At 71.8% G+C, this 17013-nt stretch carries 11 protein-coding genes and 1 pseudogene; 6 read left to right on the top strand and 6 right to left on the bottom strand.

The genetic code is table 11. The features are described 5' to 3' along the window. Nucleotides 1-120: 120 nt before the first annotated feature. Complete coding sequence (locus ABT118_RS02965; protein WP_350644465.1) at nucleotides 121-1470, bottom strand: DUF1254 domain-containing protein; 1350 nt, start codon at nucleotides 1468-1470, stop codon at nucleotides 121-123. A 230-nt stretch (nucleotides 1471-1700) separates the two neighbouring features. Here ABT118_RS02965 and ABT118_RS02960 point away from each other — a divergent pair, with 230 nt between their 5' ends. Beyond that, a complete protein-coding gene (locus ABT118_RS02960; protein WP_350644463.1) occupies nucleotides 1701-2705 on the top strand; it encodes an NAD-dependent epimerase/dehydratase family protein in 1005 nt (334 codons plus the stop codon). Nucleotides 2706-2730: 25 nt separating this feature from the next. On the opposite strand, the gene ABT118_RS02955 is transcribed toward ABT118_RS02960, so the two are convergent. Continuing rightward, nucleotides 2731-3783, bottom strand: coding sequence for a family 2 encapsulin nanocompartment cargo protein polyprenyl transferase (locus ABT118_RS02955; protein WP_350644462.1), 1053 nt, complete (start codon nucleotides 3781-3783; stop codon nucleotides 2731-2733). A gap of 63 nt (nucleotides 3784-3846) precedes the next feature. After that, the gene (locus tag ABT118_RS02950; RefSeq protein WP_502884454.1) at nucleotides 3847-5301 is read right to left on the bottom strand and encodes a family 2B encapsulin nanocompartment shell protein; all 1455 of its coding nucleotides are present in this window, start codon (nucleotides 5299-5301) and stop codon (nucleotides 3847-3849) included. Between the two features lie 431 nt (nucleotides 5302-5732). On the opposite strand from ABT118_RS02950, the gene ABT118_RS02945 reads away from it, so the two are divergent. Further along, complete coding sequence (locus tag ABT118_RS02945) at nucleotides 5733-6794, top strand: ATP-grasp domain-containing protein (protein WP_350644459.1); 1062 nt, start codon at nucleotides 5733-5735, stop codon at nucleotides 6792-6794. Between the two features lie 24 nt (nucleotides 6795-6818). Here ABT118_RS02945 and ABT118_RS02940 read toward each other — a convergent pair whose 3' ends face one another. Continuing rightward, nucleotides 6819-7370 carry a methylated-DNA--[protein]-cysteine S-methyltransferase gene (locus tag ABT118_RS02940; RefSeq protein WP_350644458.1) on the bottom strand — a complete coding sequence of 184 codons (552 nt, stop codon included), beginning with the start codon at nucleotides 7368-7370 and terminating at the stop codon, nucleotides 6819-6821. A 145-nt stretch (nucleotides 7371-7515) separates the two neighbouring features. On the opposite strand from ABT118_RS02940, the gene ABT118_RS02935 reads away from it, so the two are divergent. From ABT118_RS02935 to ABT118_RS02920, 4 genes and pseudogenes are all read left to right on the top strand, one after another. Beyond that, nucleotides 7516-8049 carry a DUF6197 family protein gene (locus ABT118_RS02935; RefSeq protein WP_350644457.1) on the top strand — a complete coding sequence of 178 codons (534 nt, stop codon included), beginning with the start codon at nucleotides 7516-7518 and terminating at the stop codon, nucleotides 8047-8049. A gap of 31 nt (nucleotides 8050-8080) precedes the next feature. Continuing rightward, the gene (locus ABT118_RS02930; RefSeq protein WP_350644456.1) at nucleotides 8081-8227 is read left to right on the top strand and encodes a DUF6126 family protein; all 147 of its coding nucleotides are present in this window, start codon (nucleotides 8081-8083) and stop codon (nucleotides 8225-8227) included. A gap of 224 nt (nucleotides 8228-8451) precedes the next feature. Beyond that, nucleotides 8452-10851 (top strand): annotated as a pseudogene (locus ABT118_RS02925) (discoidin domain-containing protein); the annotation flags it as partial. After that, entirely contained in the window at nucleotides 10843-11319 is a 477-nt protein-coding gene (locus tag ABT118_RS02920) for a discoidin domain-containing protein (protein WP_350645091.1), read from the top strand. The pseudogene ABT118_RS02925 and the gene ABT118_RS02920, both read left to right, overlap by 9 nt. 58 nt (nucleotides 11320-11377) lie before the next feature. Here the strand turns inward: ABT118_RS02920 and ABT118_RS02915 are convergent, their stop codons facing one another. Further along, on the bottom strand, nucleotides 11378-12391 hold the full coding sequence (locus tag ABT118_RS02915) for a LacI family DNA-binding transcriptional regulator (protein WP_350644454.1): 1014 nt from the start codon (nucleotides 12389-12391) through the stop codon (nucleotides 11378-11380). A gap of 140 nt (nucleotides 12392-12531) precedes the next feature. Further along, nucleotides 12532-16752, bottom strand: coding sequence for a discoidin domain-containing protein (locus ABT118_RS02910; RefSeq protein ID WP_350645090.1), 4221 nt, complete (start codon nucleotides 16750-16752; stop codon nucleotides 12532-12534). Nucleotides 16753-17013: the final 261 nt, after the last annotated feature.

Genomic DNA, 17013 nt, shown 5'->3' with positions numbered 1-17013 from the left:
GGTGAGCGTCCGCCCGCCCGCGTCAGGACTCACGCCGGCAGACCCGGGACGGCGTCGCCGACCTACCCGGCGCCCGGCACGGACCGCGCCACCGTGCTCCCGCTCCGGGTCGGCCGGGCTTCAGTACGGCCGGATCTGCGGCAGCCGGTACGTGCCGTCCAGGACGGCGGCGCCCGGCTGGTAGAGCCGGATCATCGGGCGGAACTCCCCGGCGGGGGTGGGCAGCCAGTTGGCCGCCTCGGCCGGGTCCTCCGGCCGTTCGTGCCGGAGCACCAGGGTGAGCGAGCCGTCCGGCCCGTACACCAGGCCCGGCGTGCGGTCGCCGATCGAGTACCGGTCGACCGGGTTGGGCACCAGGAAGTAGTCGGTGGCGTCGTACATGGTGAGCGACCAGAACGCGTCCACCGGCGGCGGGGCGTCGAAGCGCAGGGTGTACGAGCAGGCGCCGGTGAGCGGCCTGCCCTCCGCGTCCCGGTAGGTGGCGGCGTACACCGCCTCGTACGCGTGGTTGCCCCAGAGTCCGGTCCTGGCCGCGACCGCGCGGGTCAGGTAGGCGGCCCGGCGGTCGGGGATGCGCCACTGCGGGTCGTCCACGGTGCCGGGGCCGAGGTGGTCCAGGTTGAAGTCGAACAGGTGCAGGTTGAGCGCCCAGTCGCCGCCCGGCTGGTCGGGGTCGGGCCGGCCCGCCTGCTCGACCCGGCGACGGCCCTCGGCCAGCCCCCTGGCCAGTGCGGCGGCCCAGTCGGGCGCCGGGTTGCGGTAGGGCGAGGCGCCGGTGTCCAGCAGGCCGAGCGGGGCGAACCGCTGCTGGTACTCGACATCGGGCCGGGCCGGGGGGAACTGCGCGGCCCAGAGCCGGAGCTGCTCCAGGAAGCGGAGCTGCTCCGGCACCTCCGGGTCCGGCTCCGGCAGGCCCGCGCACTCGCCGCCGGACTCCCCGCCGGACTCCAGCGGGGTGAGGGTCAGCTGCTGCTGGAGTGCGCGCACCCGGAGCAGGTCGGCCGGGCCGTCGCAGGCGTTGCGTCCGATCACGGTCGCCACGGCCGTCGGGCACTCGATCACCTCGAGGCCGGGCTCGGGGGTTCCGCGCCAGTGCGGCGGCACCAGCAGTCGGCGCTGCGCCCGGGTGCCGGTGGCCCGCCGGCCCAGGTAGGCGAAGTTGTTGCTCCAGGCGTCGACGAACTGGAGCACGTAGTACGCGCCGTCCGCGTCCGGCACGTCCAGGATCAACGGGCCGCCGGACAGGTCGAGTTGGGCGACCGAGTAGACGGTGTCGTTGTTGACCGAGACGAACTCCGTCCCGGCCCCGCCGAGCTTGTCGGCGTGGCTGAAGCGGTTGAACCCGGTGGCGGGCAGACTGCCCATCCCGTCCCGGTGGAACCGGTCCACCATGGTCAGGTCGAAGACCATCGGGTAGCCGTACACATAGGCGTCGGCGGCGAGCGCCTCCAGGGTGGCGGCCTCGGTCATGCCCGTTCCTCCGTCCGGTCAGCGCGGGGATGGTCCGGCTGCCGTCCAGGACCACCCGGTCCGGACCGAACCCCCAGGGTCTGACATACCACCACAATCCGTATGAAACGGATGCTATGTCGGCCGCTCGGGGGCGGCATGTCGGACGGACCGTCAGCTCTCGGCGAATCCGCTCGGCCCAGGGTGAACGCCGCTTCCGGCCCGCACCCGGCGGGCGCAGGCTGAACGGCATGAACCTTCTCCTGATCGGCGGCTCGTCCTTCCTCGGCCGCGCCTACGTCTCCGAAGCCCTCCGCCGCGGCCACCGGGTCACCACCTTCAACCGCGGCCGCTCCGGCCCCGACCAGGACGGCGTCGAGGCCGTCCGAGGCGACCGCAACTCCCCCGAGGACCTGGCCCGGCTGGTCGAGGGCCGCCACTGGGACGCCGTGGTGGACACCGCCGGCCAGCAGCCGTACGCGGTCGCGCTGGCCGCCCGGACGCTGCGCGGGCACACCGACCACTACACCTTCGTCTCCTCGGTGCACGCCTTCACCGACTGGCCCGCGCTGCCCGTCGACGAGGACTCCGCCACCCAGCCGTGCCCCGCCGACACCCCGGCCGACCAGCCGCCCGGCAATCACCTCAAGGCCGGCTGCGAGCGGGCCGTGCTGGCGGCGTTCGGCCCCGAGCGCGCGCTGATCCTCAACTGCGGCCTGCTGATCGGCCCGTACGAGAACGTCGGCCGGCTGCCCTGGTGGCTGGAGCGGATCGCCGAGGGCGGCAGGGTGCTCGCTCCCGGCGACCCGGCGCGGGCGACCCAGCTGATCGACGCCCGCGACTTCGCCGCCTTCGGTCTCGACCTGCTGGAGCGGGGCGGCACCGGACGGTACGTCACCACCGCGCCGGCCGGGTCCAGCACCATGCGGGAGCTGCTGGAGGCCTGCGTGGCCGCCACCGGCAGCGGGGCCGAGCTGGTCTGGGCCCCCGATGCGCTGCTCGGCGAGGCCGAGGTGGCGCCCTGGGTCGAGCTGCCGCTCTGGAGCCCCTCCACGCCCGAGTGGTCCGGCATCTGGGCCGCCGACACCGCCAAGGCGACGGCGGCCGGCCTGCAGATCCGGCCGCTGGCCGAGACCGTGGCCGACACCTGGGCCTGGATCCAGCAGCGCGGCCCCGCCGGCGCGCCCTACCGGCAGGGCACCACCGAGCTGGGGATCGACCGGGCGAAGGAGGAGCGCCTGCTGACCGGGCTCTAGGAACGGTCCGCCCGTTCGGGTCGGGTCAGTGCATCCGGCGGGTGACCAGCTCGGCCAGGGCCAGCAGGTCGTCGGCCGCGGCCGGGTCGGGGACGGCGTCGGCGAGGTGGGCGATCGCCGCCGCCATCCGCTCGCAGGACTCGCTCTGGGCCCAGGCCCGGCCGCCGGCCTGGTCCACCGCGGCGGCCGCCTCGTGCAGCTCGACGGGCGTCAACTCGCGTTCCAGTGCGTACAGTTCGGCCAGCCGGGCACTGCCCGGACGGTCGGCCGAGAGCGCGAAGACCACCGGCAGCGACTTCTTCCGGGCCGCCAGGTCGGCACCGACCGGCTTGCCGGTGACGGCCGGGTCGCCCCAGATCCCGATCAGGTCGTCGATCAGCTGGAAGGCCAGCCCGATCTCCCGGCCGAACGCGTCCAGCGCGGCCGCCGCCTGCTCGCCCGCCCCGCCGTAGAGCGCGCCGATCGCGCAGGCCGCGCCGAGCAGCGCGCCGGTCTTGGCCTCGGCCATCGCCAGGCACTCGGCCAGCGAGACGTCGTCGCGCTGCTCGAAGGCGCAGTCCACCTGCTGGCCCTCGCAGAGCTCGACCACGCAGTCGGCCAGCCGCCGGACCGCCGCCGCCGCGCTCGGGTGCTCGTCCTCGGCGAGCACCCGCAGGGCCAGCGAGTGCATCGCGTCGCCCGCCAGGATCGCCTCGGTGGTGCCGAACACCCGCCAGGCGGTGGGCCGGTGGCGTCTGGTGTCGTCCCGGTCGATCACGTCGTCGTGCAGCAGGGTGAAGTTGTGCACCAGCTCGACCGCAGCTGCCGCCCGGACCGCCGTCGCGGGCCCGGATCCGCCGACCGCCTGTGCGGCGGCCAGCACCAGGGCCGGGCGGATCGCCTTGCCCGAACCGGCCGCCGAGGGCGTGCCGTCCGCCTCCCACCAGCCGAAGTGGTACCCCGCGACCCGCCGCATCGAGCTGGGCAGCGACTCGACCGCCGCCCGCAGGGCCGGGTCGACCACGGCACGGGAGCGGGCCAGCACCTCGGCGGCCTCCTGGCCCTCCCGGCTGTCCCGTTCGAGCGCGAAGATCCCCATGAACGTCCTCCCCCAGACCGAGAAAAAGTGACCGCGGGCAGGCCGCCCGCGGTCACGACGTGCTCAACTGCGGTGCGCGACGTCCACGTTCTCCAGTACGCCGACGGCGTTGGGCACCAGCGCGGCGACCGAGTAGTAGGTGCTCACCAGGTAGGAGATGATCGCCTTCTCGTCGATGCCCATGAACCGCACCGAGAGCCCCGGCTCGTACTCGTCCGGCAGGCCGGTCTGCCGCAGGCCGATCACGCCCTGGTTGTGCTCGCCCACCCGCATCGCCAGGATCGAGGTGGTCTGCGCCTTGCTGATCGGGATCTTGTTGCAGGGCAGGATCGGCACCCCGCGCCAGGCGGTCACCCGCTTGCCGTCCAGCTCGACCGGGTCCGGGTACAGACCGCGCTTGTTGGCCTCCCGGCCGATCGCCGCGATCGCCTTCGGATGGGCCAGGTAGAACTTGGTGCCGCGGCGGCGGCAGAGCAGCTCGTCCATGTCGTCCGGGGTCGGCGGGCCGGACCAGGTGGAGATCCGCTGGTCGTACGCGGCGGTGCTGAGCAGGCCGAACCCGGGGTTGTTGACCAGCTCGAACTCCTGCCGCTCGCGCAGCGCCTCGATGGTCAGCCGGAGCTGGTGCTCGGTCTGGTTCATCGGCTCGTTGTAGAGATCGGCGACCCGGGTGTGCACCCGGAGCACGGTCTGGGCCAGGCTCAGCTCGTACTCGCGCGGCCGGAGTTCGTAGTCCACGAAGGTGCTCGGCAGCTCGGGCTCGCCCCGGTGCCCGGCGGACATCGCGATCGCCGCCTCGCCGTACTTGTTGACGGCCTGCCGGGCGCCCTCGCGGTACCGCTCGATCTGCTCGCGGAGCGCGGGCGAGCGCCCGGCCAGCTCCTCGAACGCGGACCGGGGCAGCGCCAGCACGGTACCGCCGGTGGTGGCCCGGACGCCGAACGGCCAGAGCGGGTCGGACTGGGCCAGCGCCTCGTCCCCCACGTGGTCGCCGTCGGCCAGGCCGCCGAGCACGGTGGTCTCGTCGTACTTGCCGGTGCCGAGCCGGTCCAGCTTGCCGTGCGCGATCAGGAAGATCTCGTCGACCGGCTGCCCGGCCTCGACCAGCAGCTCGCCGGCGGTGACCGTGCGCACGGTGAACCGGCCCGCCAGCTCCGTCAGCAGACCGTCGTCCGGGAAGTCGCGCAGCAGCGGGACCTCCCGCAGCGTCGGGGGCACCACCCGGACCTCGGAACCGGTCTGCTCGAAGGCCACCCGGCCCTGGCCGACGGCGTGGCTCAGCCGCCGGTTGACCCGGTAGGCGCCGCCCTCGATGTCGACCCAGGGCAGCGCCCGGAGCAGCCAGCGGTCGCTGATCTCCTGCATCTGCGGGGCGGACTTGGTGGTGGTGGCGAGATTGCGGGCGGCCTCGGTGCCGAGGCTCTCCCGGTGAGCAGCGGCTGCGGGCGGGTGCACGCCGGGTGGGACCTGCGGCTCCCCGCCTTGACCAGGGATACCGACAGTGGTTTCGATGGACATCGAAAGGCCTCTCCGCGGGCACGATGCGGGCACGATGGACGTATCGCGTTGCGTGGTTCATGGTGGCTGCGATCCGGCCCCGACCGGTCGGGAAATGGCAGCGGGCTCACCCGATTCGGTGACTGTTCGAGCGTTTTCGCTCCGGCGCCGCCCGTTCTGTGCATCGTGCGCCCGGCCGCGCCCTGGCCGCCGAAGAATTCACATCCCCGAAACCTGTCGAAGTCGCGGTCAACTTCCGCTCCGACCAAGCCAGTTGACGGATCGCTGGTGGAACGCCCGATCAGGGCCCCGAACAGGCCGCCACCCCCCGTTCACCCGTTCGGCCGGGAGCGCTAAGGTGCCACCTCAAGGGCGCAGTCAAGGCCGGGTCTCGGCCACCTTCTGCCGGACGCCCTCCCACTGTTTCATGCCCTTTTCCCAGGGAGACCTCTGTGAGCGCCCCCACCCGCGTCTGGCTGAACCGCACCTACGCCGAGAACGTGTTCTTCATCGACCTGCTGCGGGCCGCGCCGGTGGAGGTCTGGGCCACCCACGTGGACGCCGACTCCCCCGTCCTGGCCGCCGCCGACCACGGCCTGCTGGAGCCGGACGGGCTCTCCGCCGAGGCGTACGTCGAGTTCGCGCTGGACTTCTGCGACCGCTACCGGATCGACGTCTTCCTCCCCCGGCTGCACCAGCTCGCGATCGCCCGGCACCGCGCGGAGTTCGCCGCCCGGGGCACCGCACTGGTCTGCCCGCCCGCCGGGGCGATCGCCACCTTCGAGAGCAAGGTGGACGGCTACGTCGCGATGGCGGCCGCCGGGCTGCCCGTACCGAGCTGGCACCACGTCCGTACCGCCGACGAACTCCTGCTGGCCGTGGCCGAGTTGGAGGAGGCCGGGGAGCAGCCCTGCCTCAAGCCGGCCAGCGGCGCGGGCGGCGAGGGGTTCCGCACCATCACCCGGGAGCCGTTCGGCCTGGGGCAGCTGGACGGCTGGCCGAGCGCGGGCGTCCAGCTCGACCAGCTGGCCGCCGCGATCGCCGCCGCCCCCGGGCCGGTCGACCTGCTGGTGATGCCCTACCTGGAGGGCCCGGAGATCTCGGTGGACTGCCTCGCCGACCAGGACGGCCGGCTGCTGGCCGCCGTCGGCCGCAGCAAGCGCAGCCGCCGCCGGAGCTTCACCACCGACCCGGTCTACCTGGAGCCGACCCGGCACCTGATCGAGACCTTCGGCATGTCCTACCTCTCCAACGTGCAGTTCCGCCACCACCGGGGCGTCCCGGTGCTGCTGGACATCAACACCCGGCCCTCGGGCGGGCTGCACCAGCTGCGGCTGTGCGGGCTCAACCTGCCGCTGGCCGCCGTCCAGCTGGCGCTCGGCCTGCGGCCCGCGCTGCCGCCGGCCGACGAGCTGCTCGGCGAGGACTACGCACTGGTGGCCGCGATCCAGCCGATCCGGCCGGCCCGGTCGGTGCCGCTGCACCAGCCGGAGCCGATGGCCGCACTGGTCTGACGCCGACGGGACGGGCTCCGGCGGTCAGCCGGGGCCGTTCCAGTCCAGGGTGGGCGGCAGCACGCCCTCCAGCGTGAGCAGCCAGCGCTTGATCTCCAGGCCGCGCGGCCCGCCGCCGAACCCGCCGAGCCCGTCCGAGGCCACCACCCGGTGGCAGGGCACCAGCAGGCAGAGCGGGTTGGCGCCCATCATCTTCCCCACTGTCCGGGCGGCGGTCCAGCCGCCGTCGGTGAAGTCCTCGAACAGCCCGCTGCGGGTGGCGAGTTCGCCGTAGGTGAGGGTCTGTCCGTAGCCCGCCTGGGCGACCAGGGTCTGCAGCACGGTGCGGTGCGGCCCGGTGGCGAAGCGCCAGTCGACCGGCAGCCCGAGGTCGGTCCGCTTCCCCTCGAAGTACTCCTCCAGCCGGGCGGTCACCAACCGCACCCGGTCCTGGTCCGTGCACTCCGGCTCGCCCACCCGCACCCCGGCCACCACGTCCCCGTGGTACGAGACTGCGGCCACCCCCTGCGCCGTGACGGCCAACCGCAGCGGTCCGCTCGGCAGCGGCGTCGGCACGGTCACCCAGGAGATCGACATACCTCGCACGCTACCCGCGCCCCGGCGCCCCCGGTCGGCGGATTCCGATTCCTCCGCCTTCTCCCCCCGCCGGAGGCGCCCGCGGATCGGAGGAGCCCGCGCGTCGACCGCGGCGCGATGCCGGAACGTCCGGTATCAAGAAAGGGTGAAATCCACCCATAAGCCGTTATTCATCCCGCCCCTGCTCACCGTCGACAGCTCCGGCCTGGTGGCCGAGATCGAGGCCTACCTGGCCACCTTCCCGAGCCGCCCGGAGCTCCCGTACGTCTGCCCGCTCGGCAGCGTCCGGCAGCCCTGGTACGCGGAGCACCGGCCGCCGGCCGCGACCCTGCTGGACCGGCTGCTGCGGCGGCCGCCCGCGCCGACCAGGGTGGGCATCGCCGGGCACCTGGCGCTGGCCTCCCGCTACCTGGCCGCGGCCGGCTGGGTGCAGGGCACCATGTGGGACGACCATGGCCGGGTCTGCCTGCTCGGCGCCCAGGCCGCCGTCCTCGCGCACGGCTTCGGCGTGCCCGAGGACGCCCGGCGCGGCCGGATCCAGGTGATGGAGGTGCTGCACGCGAGCGGACACCCCGTCAGCTCGCCGGACGAGTACAACGACGCCCCCGGCACCCGGCAGGCGGACGTCCACCGGCTGCTCGACCTGGCCGCCGCCCGCGCCCGTAGACTCGGGATCTGAGGAACCGGCCGCGAACCGAAGGAGCCCGACCGTGAGCGAGGCCGTGCGGAGCGCCGCCGTCCAGGACGAGAAGAGCCGGCGCCGGCAGATGCTGGTGCGGGCCTCCGTCTACATCGCGGGCACCCATGTCTTCGCCGGCTTCGTGATCCTGCTGTTCGCCCTGGGCAACCGCCGCTGACCACTGCGGGACTTGTCCACAGCCTGTGGACGGACGCCGCGAACCCGGCGCCGGACCAGGGCTGAACGCTGCCAACACCCGGGGTGAGCCCGCAGATTCGACGTACTTGCGTTGTCTCTGTCGAAATTTTGCGCATTTACATGGACTTCATGCACCGTCGCGCCTAGTCTCTCCAACGCTCGGCCGTTCCCACCCACGCGACCAGCAAGGAAGTGCATCCCCCCATGCAGCCACCCCCGCTCCACCGACTGCGCGCCCCACTCGCCCTGCTCACGGCAGCCGCACTGAGCTCTGCCGCCCTGCTCGGCCTGACCGCCCAGTCCGCACACGCCGCCGCCGTGCCGACCCTCTCCCCGCTGGACGTCACCGGCCGGGGCGCCACCGTGCCGTTCAAGGAGCAGGAGGCCGAGTACGCGGCCACCAACGGCACCGTGATCGGCCCCGAGCGGCGGTACGGCACGCTGCCCTCGGAGGCCTCGGGCCGCCAGGCCGTCACGCTCAACTCCACCGGCCAGTACGTGGAGTTCACCCTCACCGCACCGGCCAACGCGATGAGCTTCCGGTACAGCCTGCCGGACACCGCCGACGGCAAGGGCCGGACCGCCTCGATCGACCTGGTGGTCAACGGATCGAAGCTCAAGGACCTGCCGGTCACCTCCAAGTACGGTTGGTACTACGGGGGTTACCCGTTCAACAACAACCCCGGCGACACCAACCCGCACCACTTCTACGACGAGACCCGGACCATGTTCGGCTCGACCCTGCCCGCCGGCGCGAAGGTCCGGCTGCAGGTCTCCTCCACCGCGCAGTCGCCCAGCTTCACCATCGACCTGGCCGACTTCGAGCAGGTCGCCGCCCCGATCGCCAAGCCCGCCGGGGCACTTGACGTGGTGGCGGACTTCGGCGCCGACCCGAGCGGGGCCACCGACTCGACCTCCAAGTTCCAGGCGGCGGTCAACGCCGGTCAGGCGCAGGGCAAGACGGTCTTCATCCCGCAGGGCAGCTTCACCCTGTACGACCACGTGGTGGTGGACGGCGTCACGCTGGCCGGGGCGGGGCCCTGGTACAGCGTGCTCGGCGGGCGCGACCCGATCAACCGCAACCGGGCGGCCGGCATCTACGGCAAGTACGTGCCCGGCGGCGGCTACGGCGGCGCGGTCCGGCCGCACGAGGCCAACGGCCCGAGCCGGAACGTGACGCTGAAGGACTTCGCCATCATCGGCGACATCCAGGAGCGGATCGACGACGACCAGGTGAACGCCATCGGCGGTGCGATGAGCAACTCCGTGGTCGACAACCTGTGGATCCAGCACACCAAGGTGGCGGCCTGGATGGACGGTCCGATGGACCGCTTCACCATCCGCAACAGCCGGATCCTGGACCAGACCGCCGACGGCGTGAACTTCCACACCGGCGTCACCAACTCGACCGTCACCAACACCTTCGTCCGCAACACCGGCGACGACGGCCTGGCCTCCTGGCCGGAGCGGGTGCCGAACGTGGGCGACAGCTTCACCCACAACACGGTGATCCTGCCGATCCTGGCGAACAACATCGTCACGTACGGCGGCAAGGACTTCACCATCTCCGACAACGTGATGGCCGACACCATCAGCAACGGCGGCGGCCTGCACATCGCCAACCGCTACCCGGGCGTCAGCTCCGGCGCCGGCACCGCCGTCGCGGGCACCATCACGGCCGCCCGCAACACCCTGATCCGGACCGGCAACAGCGACTTCAACTGGAACTTCGGGGTCGGCGCGGTCTGGTTCAGCGGCCTGAACGAGGCGATCAGCGGCGCGACCATCAACATCACCGACAGCGACATCCTGGACAGCTCGTACGAGGCGATCCAGACCATCGAAGGCGCCGTCTCCGGCGTCAACTTCACCAACGTGAACATCGACGGCGCGGGCACCTACGCGATCCAGGCGCAGGCCAACGCGAGCATGAAGTTCACCAACGTGACGGCGAAGAACATCGCGCAGGCCGCCACCCCGACCCACAACTGCGTCGGTACCGGCTTCGTGATCACCGACGGCGGCGGCAACTCCGGCTGGTCCGGCAGCACCTGCTCGGGCGTCTGGCCGGACCCGAGGTTCACCTACGGCGGGCGGCCGTCCAACGGCACCCAGCCCTCGCCGTCGCCCTCCCCGTCCCCGTCCGACTCCCCCTCCTCCTCGCCCAGCCCGTCCCCGTCCCCGTCGCCCTCCACCTCGACGCCGCCGGCCTGCACCGTCAGCGCGACGGCGAGCAGCACCAACCAGAACTACGGTGCGGCCAACGCGATCGACGGCAACGCGGCCAGCTACTGGGAGAGCGCCAACAACGCCTTCCCGCAGTCGCTGACCGTGGACCGCTGCACCGCCGCCAACGTCAACGGCGTGCAGCTCAAGCTGCCGGCCGGCTGGGAGACCCGGACCGAGACGGTCTCGGTGCAGGGCTCCACCGACGGGGTCGCCTTCACCCAACTGGCCGCCGCCCAGGGCGTGGTGCTCAACCCCGCGACCGGCAACACCGCCACCGTGAGCTTCCCCTCCACCAGCGCCCGCTGGGTCCGGGTGACGATCACCGGCAACACCGCCTGGCCCGCAGCCCAGCTCTCCGAGCTGACCGTGCTCACCGGCGGCAACCCGACCACCCCGCCCACCAGCACCCCGCCCACCACCCCGCCGGCCAACCAGAACCTGCTCGCGGGCCGGACCCTGACCGCCACCAGCCACGCGGACGTCTACTCCGAGTCCCGGGCCAACGACGGTGACCCGAACAGCTACTGGGAGAGCGCCAACAACGCCTTCCCGCAGTCGCTGAGCGCCGACCTCGGCAGCCAGTCCACGGTGGGCCGCCTGGTGCTCCGGCTGCCGGCCGGCTGGGGCGCGCGGACCGAGACGCTCTCCGTGCTCACCAGCACCGACGGCACCAACTGGACCACGGCCAAGGCCTCGGCGGGCTACGGCTTCGACCCGGCCACCGGCAACACCGTCACGGTGGCCTTCCCCGGCGCCTCCGCCCGGTACCTGCGGGTGACCTTCACCGGCAACACCGGCTGGCCCGCCGCCCAGCTCTCCGACCTGCAGGCGTTCAGCTCCTGACCCACCCGAACGACGAAGGCCCTGACACCCCTTGCGGGAGTCAGGGCCTTCGCGTGCGTCAACCGCGCGAGCGGGGCGGCGCGGTGGAGCCGCGCACCACCAGCTCGGGCTCGAACAGCAGCTCGTCGTGGGTGATCTTGGCGCCGCCGATCTCCCCCGCCAGCAGGTCCACCGCGGCCCGGCCCATCGCCTCGATCGGCTGCCGGACGGTGGTCAGCGGCGGGTCGGTGCAGTTCATGAAGGACGAGTCGTCGTAGCCGATCACCGACACGTCGTCCGGTACCGAGAGCCCGGCCCGGCGGACCGCCCGGACGGCCCCCAGGGCCAGCGGGTCGCTCGCGCAGATGATGCCGGTCACATCCTGCCGGAGCAGCCTGGTGGTGGCCGCCTGGCCGCCCTCCAGGGTGAACAGCGCCCGCTCCACGTGCTCGTCCGGCAGCTCCAGGCCGGCCTTCGCGGCCGCCACCCGGGCCGCCGCCAGCTTGCGCTGGGACGGCACGTGGTCGCTCGGGCCGAGCACCAGGCCGATCCGCCGGTGCCCCAGCTGGCGCAGGTGGCCGATGGACTGCTCCACCGCCACCGCGTCGTCGCAGGAGACCCGGGCGAAGTCCAGCCCGTCGATCGCGGCGTTCAGCAGCACGGTCGGCAGGCTGCGCTCGGCCAGCCGCTCGTAGTGGTCGTGGGCCGCGTCCGCCTGGGCGTACAGGCCGCCGAAGAAGACCACGCCGGAGACCTGCTGGGAGAGCAGCAGGTCCACGTAGTCGGCCTCGGAGACGCCGCCCGCGGTCTGGGTGCAGAGCACCGGGGTGAAGCCCTGGCCCGCCAGCGCGCCGCCGACCACCTCGGCGAAGGCCGGGAAGATCGGGTTCTGCAGCTCTGGCATCACCATGCCGACCAACCGGGCCCGCTCGCCGCGGAGTTGGGTGGGTCGCTCGTAGCCGAGCACGTCCAGCGCCGTCAGCACCGCCGCCCTGGTCGCCTCGGAGACGCCGGGTTTCTCGTTCAGCACCCGGCTGACCGTGGCCTCGCTGACGCCGACCTTCTGCGCCACCTGGGCAAGTCGTCGTGTCATGCCGTGAGTGTACGTCTTCTGTCGCAAGCTTTTTGCGCTTTCTTGCGTTCCCGACAATCCGCCTTTTCCGGACAGTTGCCGAACAGCCGGAAGTGCCGCCGGGAGTGTCAGGACTCCCGGCGGCACCGTTTCAGGGGGTATTACGGGTTCACGGTCAGGGTGAAGGTGGAGGTGGTGTTCTTGATGTCCTGGAAGTTGCCGCTCATCCGCAGGTTGTTGAAGACCGCGTTGCCGACCGCCGGGCCCTGGCCGGCCTCGGCCGCCTCGTTGACCCAGATCCCGTAGCCCGACTTGGCGTCGAAGGCGTCACCGCTGCGCTGCGCCCCGCTGATCGAGACGTTGGTGAACACCGTGTCCTTGACCGGGAACTGGGGCTGGCCGCCCGAGTAGTTGGTCTGGAACATGATGCCGTGGTAGGTCGGGTCGACGATGTCGACATCGTTCACCCGGATGCCCTGGAACACCTTCGAGGCCGAGAAGACCCAGATCCCCGGGAAGGTCTGCGAGCCCCAGAAGTGGCCGCCGGCCCGGACGATGGAGATGTTCTGCAGGTTGGTCGGATCGGTCCCGAAGCCGTTCATCGGGTAGCCGAAGTCCAGCGAGCTGATGGTGATGCCCGAGTAGACCAGGGTGTCGGCGATGTGGATGTTGCGGAAGGTGTTGGCGTACCCGCCGTACACCGCCACGCCGGCCGCCCGCCAGGTGAGGATCGAGGTCAGGTTCTCGAAGACGTTGTTCTTCTCGTCCGCGCCGCCGGAGTCGATGGCGGAGAAGAGCGCGAAGGAGTCGTCACCGGTGGCCCGGGCCTCGTTGTTGCTGATCAGGTTGTCGGTGCTGCCGTTGGTCATGTTGATGCCGTCGGCGAAGGTGTCGCGGATCCGGGAGTTCTTGATGGTCATGGAGTCGGTGTTGGCACCCCAGTACATGCAGACCATGTGCTCGACCCAGATGTTGTCGATCACCGTGTTGGCGACGTTGGAGAAGTCGAAGACCTTGCCCGGGCCGTCGATCCGCGAGGTGTAGTTGCCGAAGTAGGCGAAGCCCGCGAAGGTCGAGCCGTTGGTGGTGGCCTCGGCCCGGAAGCCGACGTCGGTGTTGGACTGGGTGCTGGGAGCGTGGAACCTGGTGAACCAGGGGCCCGCGCCGATCACCTTGACCGGCTTGCCGTAGACCTGGAACTTGCTCGCGGTCTGGTAGTCGCCGGTCGGCAGGTAGACGCCGACCAGGGTGCCGGTGCTGTCCATCCGGACCTTGTCCAGGGCGTTCTGCACGTCCTGGTGGGTGAACCCGGCCGGCACCGCGTACCGCGCCGGGTCCGGGTTCGGGGTGGCGGTGGCCTGCTCCAGGCTGACGAAGTCGATCGCGTACTGCGAGGTGTTGCCCGCGTCCTTCTGCAGCTTGATCCTGCTGCCCGCCGGGACGGTGGTGCCGAGCAGCACGTTCGCCTCGTCGTAGATGTGCCGCGGTCCGCCCGCACCCGGGGAGTTGCCCGGGCCGGTCTCGCTGCCGTACAGCCAGGCGTACTTGGAGGTCAGGTCGATGGTCTTCAGGAAGGTCCCGTTGACGTAGACGCTGAGCGTCGAGTCGATGCCGTCACCGCCCGCCGCGTCCGGGATGGAGAACCGGGTGACCAGGGTGTTGGTCGGCGCCTTGGTGGTGAACTCGACCGAGGCACCGGTGGAGTTGAGCGTCACCGCCCGGCGGCCCGAGGCCTCGCCGGCCAGGTCGCCGACGGTCCGGTTCGGGCCGACCAGCGCGGCTCCGCCGGCCAGTACGCCGTCCTCGGCCTCGTAGGTGTCGTACGGCATGTTGGCGCCGCGGCCGACGAACAGCGACTGGGTGCTGGTGTTGTTGGCCTGCTTGACCGGCAGCTCGTTGGCGTCGTTGGCGATCACCGTCTTCACGGTGTACTTGCCGTTGCCCGCCGTCCAACTGCCCAGGCTGACCGGGGCGCTGGTGGCGCCGGCCGCGATCGCGCCGGAGTAGGAGCCGGTCAGCGTCTTGACCACCGCGCCGCTCTGGTCGGCCACGGTCAGGGTGATGCCGTGCGCACCGGCGGCCGAGGCCACCGTGCCCTGGTTCTTCAGCGCCACCGAGAAGTTGACGGCGTTGCCGGCGGCCGGGTTGCCCGGCGACCAGCTGACCGGCGAGGCCAGCAGGTCCGAGCTGGCGACCTGGCTGACCACCAGGGCGGCCGGGGCGGTGAAGCTGTTGTTGGTCTCGTCCCGCTCGATCACGGTGTTCGCCGGGTCGACCTTGGCGGTCACCTGGTAGCTGCCGGCGTTCTGCACCCCGGCGTTGACCGAGACGGTGCCGGAGGCACCGGCGGCCAGCGCGCCGACCTGGGCGGTGCCGACCTTGGTCGACCCGAGGTACAGGTCGACGGCGGTGGCGGCGGAGGCCAGCGTGCCGACGTTCTTGACCGTCGCGGCCAGCGTGACGGCGTCGGTCTCGACCGGGTTGGCCGGGCTGGCGGTGGTGCCGGTGACGGTGAGGTCGGGGTTCGGCGCCGGGGTGCCGATCACCTGGAACTCGGCCACCTGGCCGCCGCCGGAGCCGGAGTTGGCGGTGATCCGGAGCTGCACGTCGGCCGCGTTGGCGCCGACCGGGATGGTCACCGTGTTGCCGGAGGCCGGGTCGAAGGAGTAGCTCTTCGCGGCCACCAGGCTGCTCACGCTGCTGGCGCTCTGGTCCCGGCCGAGCACCTCGATGGTCTGGGTGCGGGCGCCCCACGCCGCCGCCGGGTTGAGCTTGACCACGACCGAGTCGACGGCCGCGTTCGAACCGAGGGCCACCGTCAGGTTGTTGGGGTAGCTGTTGGAGTTCCCCTCCCAGTACGTGGCCAGGTCGTTGTCGTTGGCGTTGGCGGCCACGAAGGTGAAGATGCTGGACGAGGCGGTGATCGCCTTGCCCGCCGCCAGGTTGGTGCCGCCGGTGGTCCCGCTGCGCAGCACGGTGTTGCTGCTCGCGGACTGGTTCCCGGCCGCGTCCTTGGCCTTGACGTAGTACGAGACCGTGGCGCTGTCCGGCTGGCTGTCGGTGTACGTCAGCACATTGCCCGCGACCGTGCCGCGCAGCGCGCCGTTGGCGTACACGTCGTAGCCCGTCACCCCGGTGTTGTCGGTCGCCGCACCCCAGGTCAGCTTGATCTGACCCGAACTCGGCTGGGTGTACGCCAGGTTGGCCGGAGCGGACGGAGCCTGGGTGTCCCCGGTGGCGCCGGTGCGGGTGACGGTGTTGCTGTTCCCGGACTGGTTGCCGGCCGCGTCCTTGGCCCGGACGAAGTAGGAGACGGTGGCGCTGTCCGGGCGGCTGTCGGTGTACGTCAGCACGTTGCCCGCGACGCTGGTCAGCAGCTCACCGTTGGCGAACACGTCGTAGCCCGTCACCCCGGTGTTGTCGGTCGCCGCACCCCAGGTCAGCTTGATCTGACCCGAACTCGGCTGGGTGTACGCCAGGTTGGCGGGCGCGGACGGCGCCTGGGTGTCCCCGGTGGTCGGGCCGTACGCCTCCAGCTCGGCCAGCTGGCCGGCCGGCCAGGCGGTGTTGGCGGTGATGTTCAGCCGGATGTACCGGGTGGTCGTGGTGCCGAAGTCGACCGTCACCGCGTTGCCGGCGGCGGGGTCGAAGACGTAGCCGGTGGAGGCGGCCAGATCGGTGAAGCCGGTCCCGTTGGCACTGCCCTGGACCGAGAGCGTCTGGGTGCGCTTCTCCCAGCCGGCCGGCAGCTTGAGCACCAGCTTGTTCACCGCGACCGAGGAGCCCAGGTCGAGCTGGATCCACTGCGGCAGCGCGTTGTTGGAGCTCTCCCAGTAACTGGACTGGCTGCCGTCGTTGGCGTTGTTCGCGGTGTAGGTCTGGCTGTAGCTGCTGGCGGTCAGGGTGCGGCCCTGGGCCAGGTTGGCGCTGGTGCCGGTCGCGCCGTGCACCTCCAGCTCGGAGATCTGGGCGGCGGGCCAGCCGGTGTTGGCGCTGATCGCCAGCCGGACGAACCGGGTGGTGGCGGCCGGGAAGCCGATCTTCACGGTGTTGCCGGCGCCCGGGTCGAAGCTGTAGCCGGCCGAGTTGGTCAGGGTGGTGAAGCTGGTGCCGTCGGCACTGCCCTGGACGGCCAGCGTCTCGGTCCGGCTGCCCCAGGCGGCGGGGAGCTTCAGCACCACCTCGTCCACGCTGGCGGCGGCGCCCAGGTCGACCTGGACCCACTGCGGGAGGCTGCCGTTGCTGCTCTCCCAGTAGGTGGACTGGTTGCCGTCGTTGATGTTGGCCACGGCCTGGCCGCCGTTGGAGCTGCTGGCCGCGACGGCCTTTCCGGCTGCCAGGTTGGGGCCACCGGCCGCCGAAGCGACGGTGCCGGGCAGCATCGGGCCTGCCAGCGCGAGCAGGCTGATGGTGGCTGCGGTGGCCACCAGTCGGGGGATCGGTGCTCGGGTTCTCACGGTTTCCTCTGTCTCGTCTCGTCCGAACGAAGGGGTGGGGGTGAGGAGTTGGGAACCTTGCGAGGTGGTGGCGACCGGGCCATCCGGGTCTCCGGGGGAAGCGACGGGGCGGAGCGGCGCCCGGCCCTGGCGGGCCGGACGGAGGGTGTTCCGCGCCGGGACGCTGCGGTGCGCTTGCGGTGCCTT

Source organism: Kitasatospora sp. NPDC002040 (genome assembly GCF_040296785.1).
GTDB lineage: Bacteria > Actinomycetota > Actinomycetes > Streptomycetales > Streptomycetaceae > Kitasatospora.
The sequence above is the reverse complement of the archived record's forward strand: the minus strand, read 5'-3'. Positions and strand labels throughout refer to the sequence as shown.

What these genes read in the sequence shown, in the direction of transcription:
- ABT118_RS02915 (WP_350644454.1), bottom strand. Translation starts at nt 12,391, where the DNA reads ATGACACGACGACTTGCCCAGGTGGCGCAGAAGGTCGGCGTCAGCGAG.
- ABT118_RS02955 (WP_350644462.1), bottom strand. Translation starts at nt 3,783, where the DNA reads ATGGGGATCTTCGCGCTCGAACGGGACAGCCGGGAGGGCCAGGAGGCC.
- ABT118_RS02950 (WP_502884454.1), bottom strand. Translation starts at nt 5,301, where the DNA reads ATGTCCATCGAAACCACTGTCGGTATCCCTGGTCAAGGCGGGGAGCCG.
- ABT118_RS02940 (WP_350644458.1), bottom strand. Translation starts at nt 7,370, where the DNA reads ATGTCGATCTCCTGGGTGACCGTGCCGACGCCGCTGCCGAGCGGACCG.
- ABT118_RS02960 (WP_350644463.1), top strand. Translation starts at nt 1,701, where the DNA reads ATGAACCTTCTCCTGATCGGCGGCTCGTCCTTCCTCGGCCGCGCCTAC.
- ABT118_RS02965 (WP_350644465.1), bottom strand. Translation starts at nt 1,470, where the DNA reads ATGACCGAGGCCGCCACCCTGGAGGCGCTCGCCGCCGACGCCTATGTG.
- ABT118_RS02910 (WP_350645090.1), bottom strand. Translation starts at nt 16,752, where the DNA reads ATGCTGCCCGGCACCGTCGCTTCGGCGGCCGGTGGCCCCAACCTGGCA.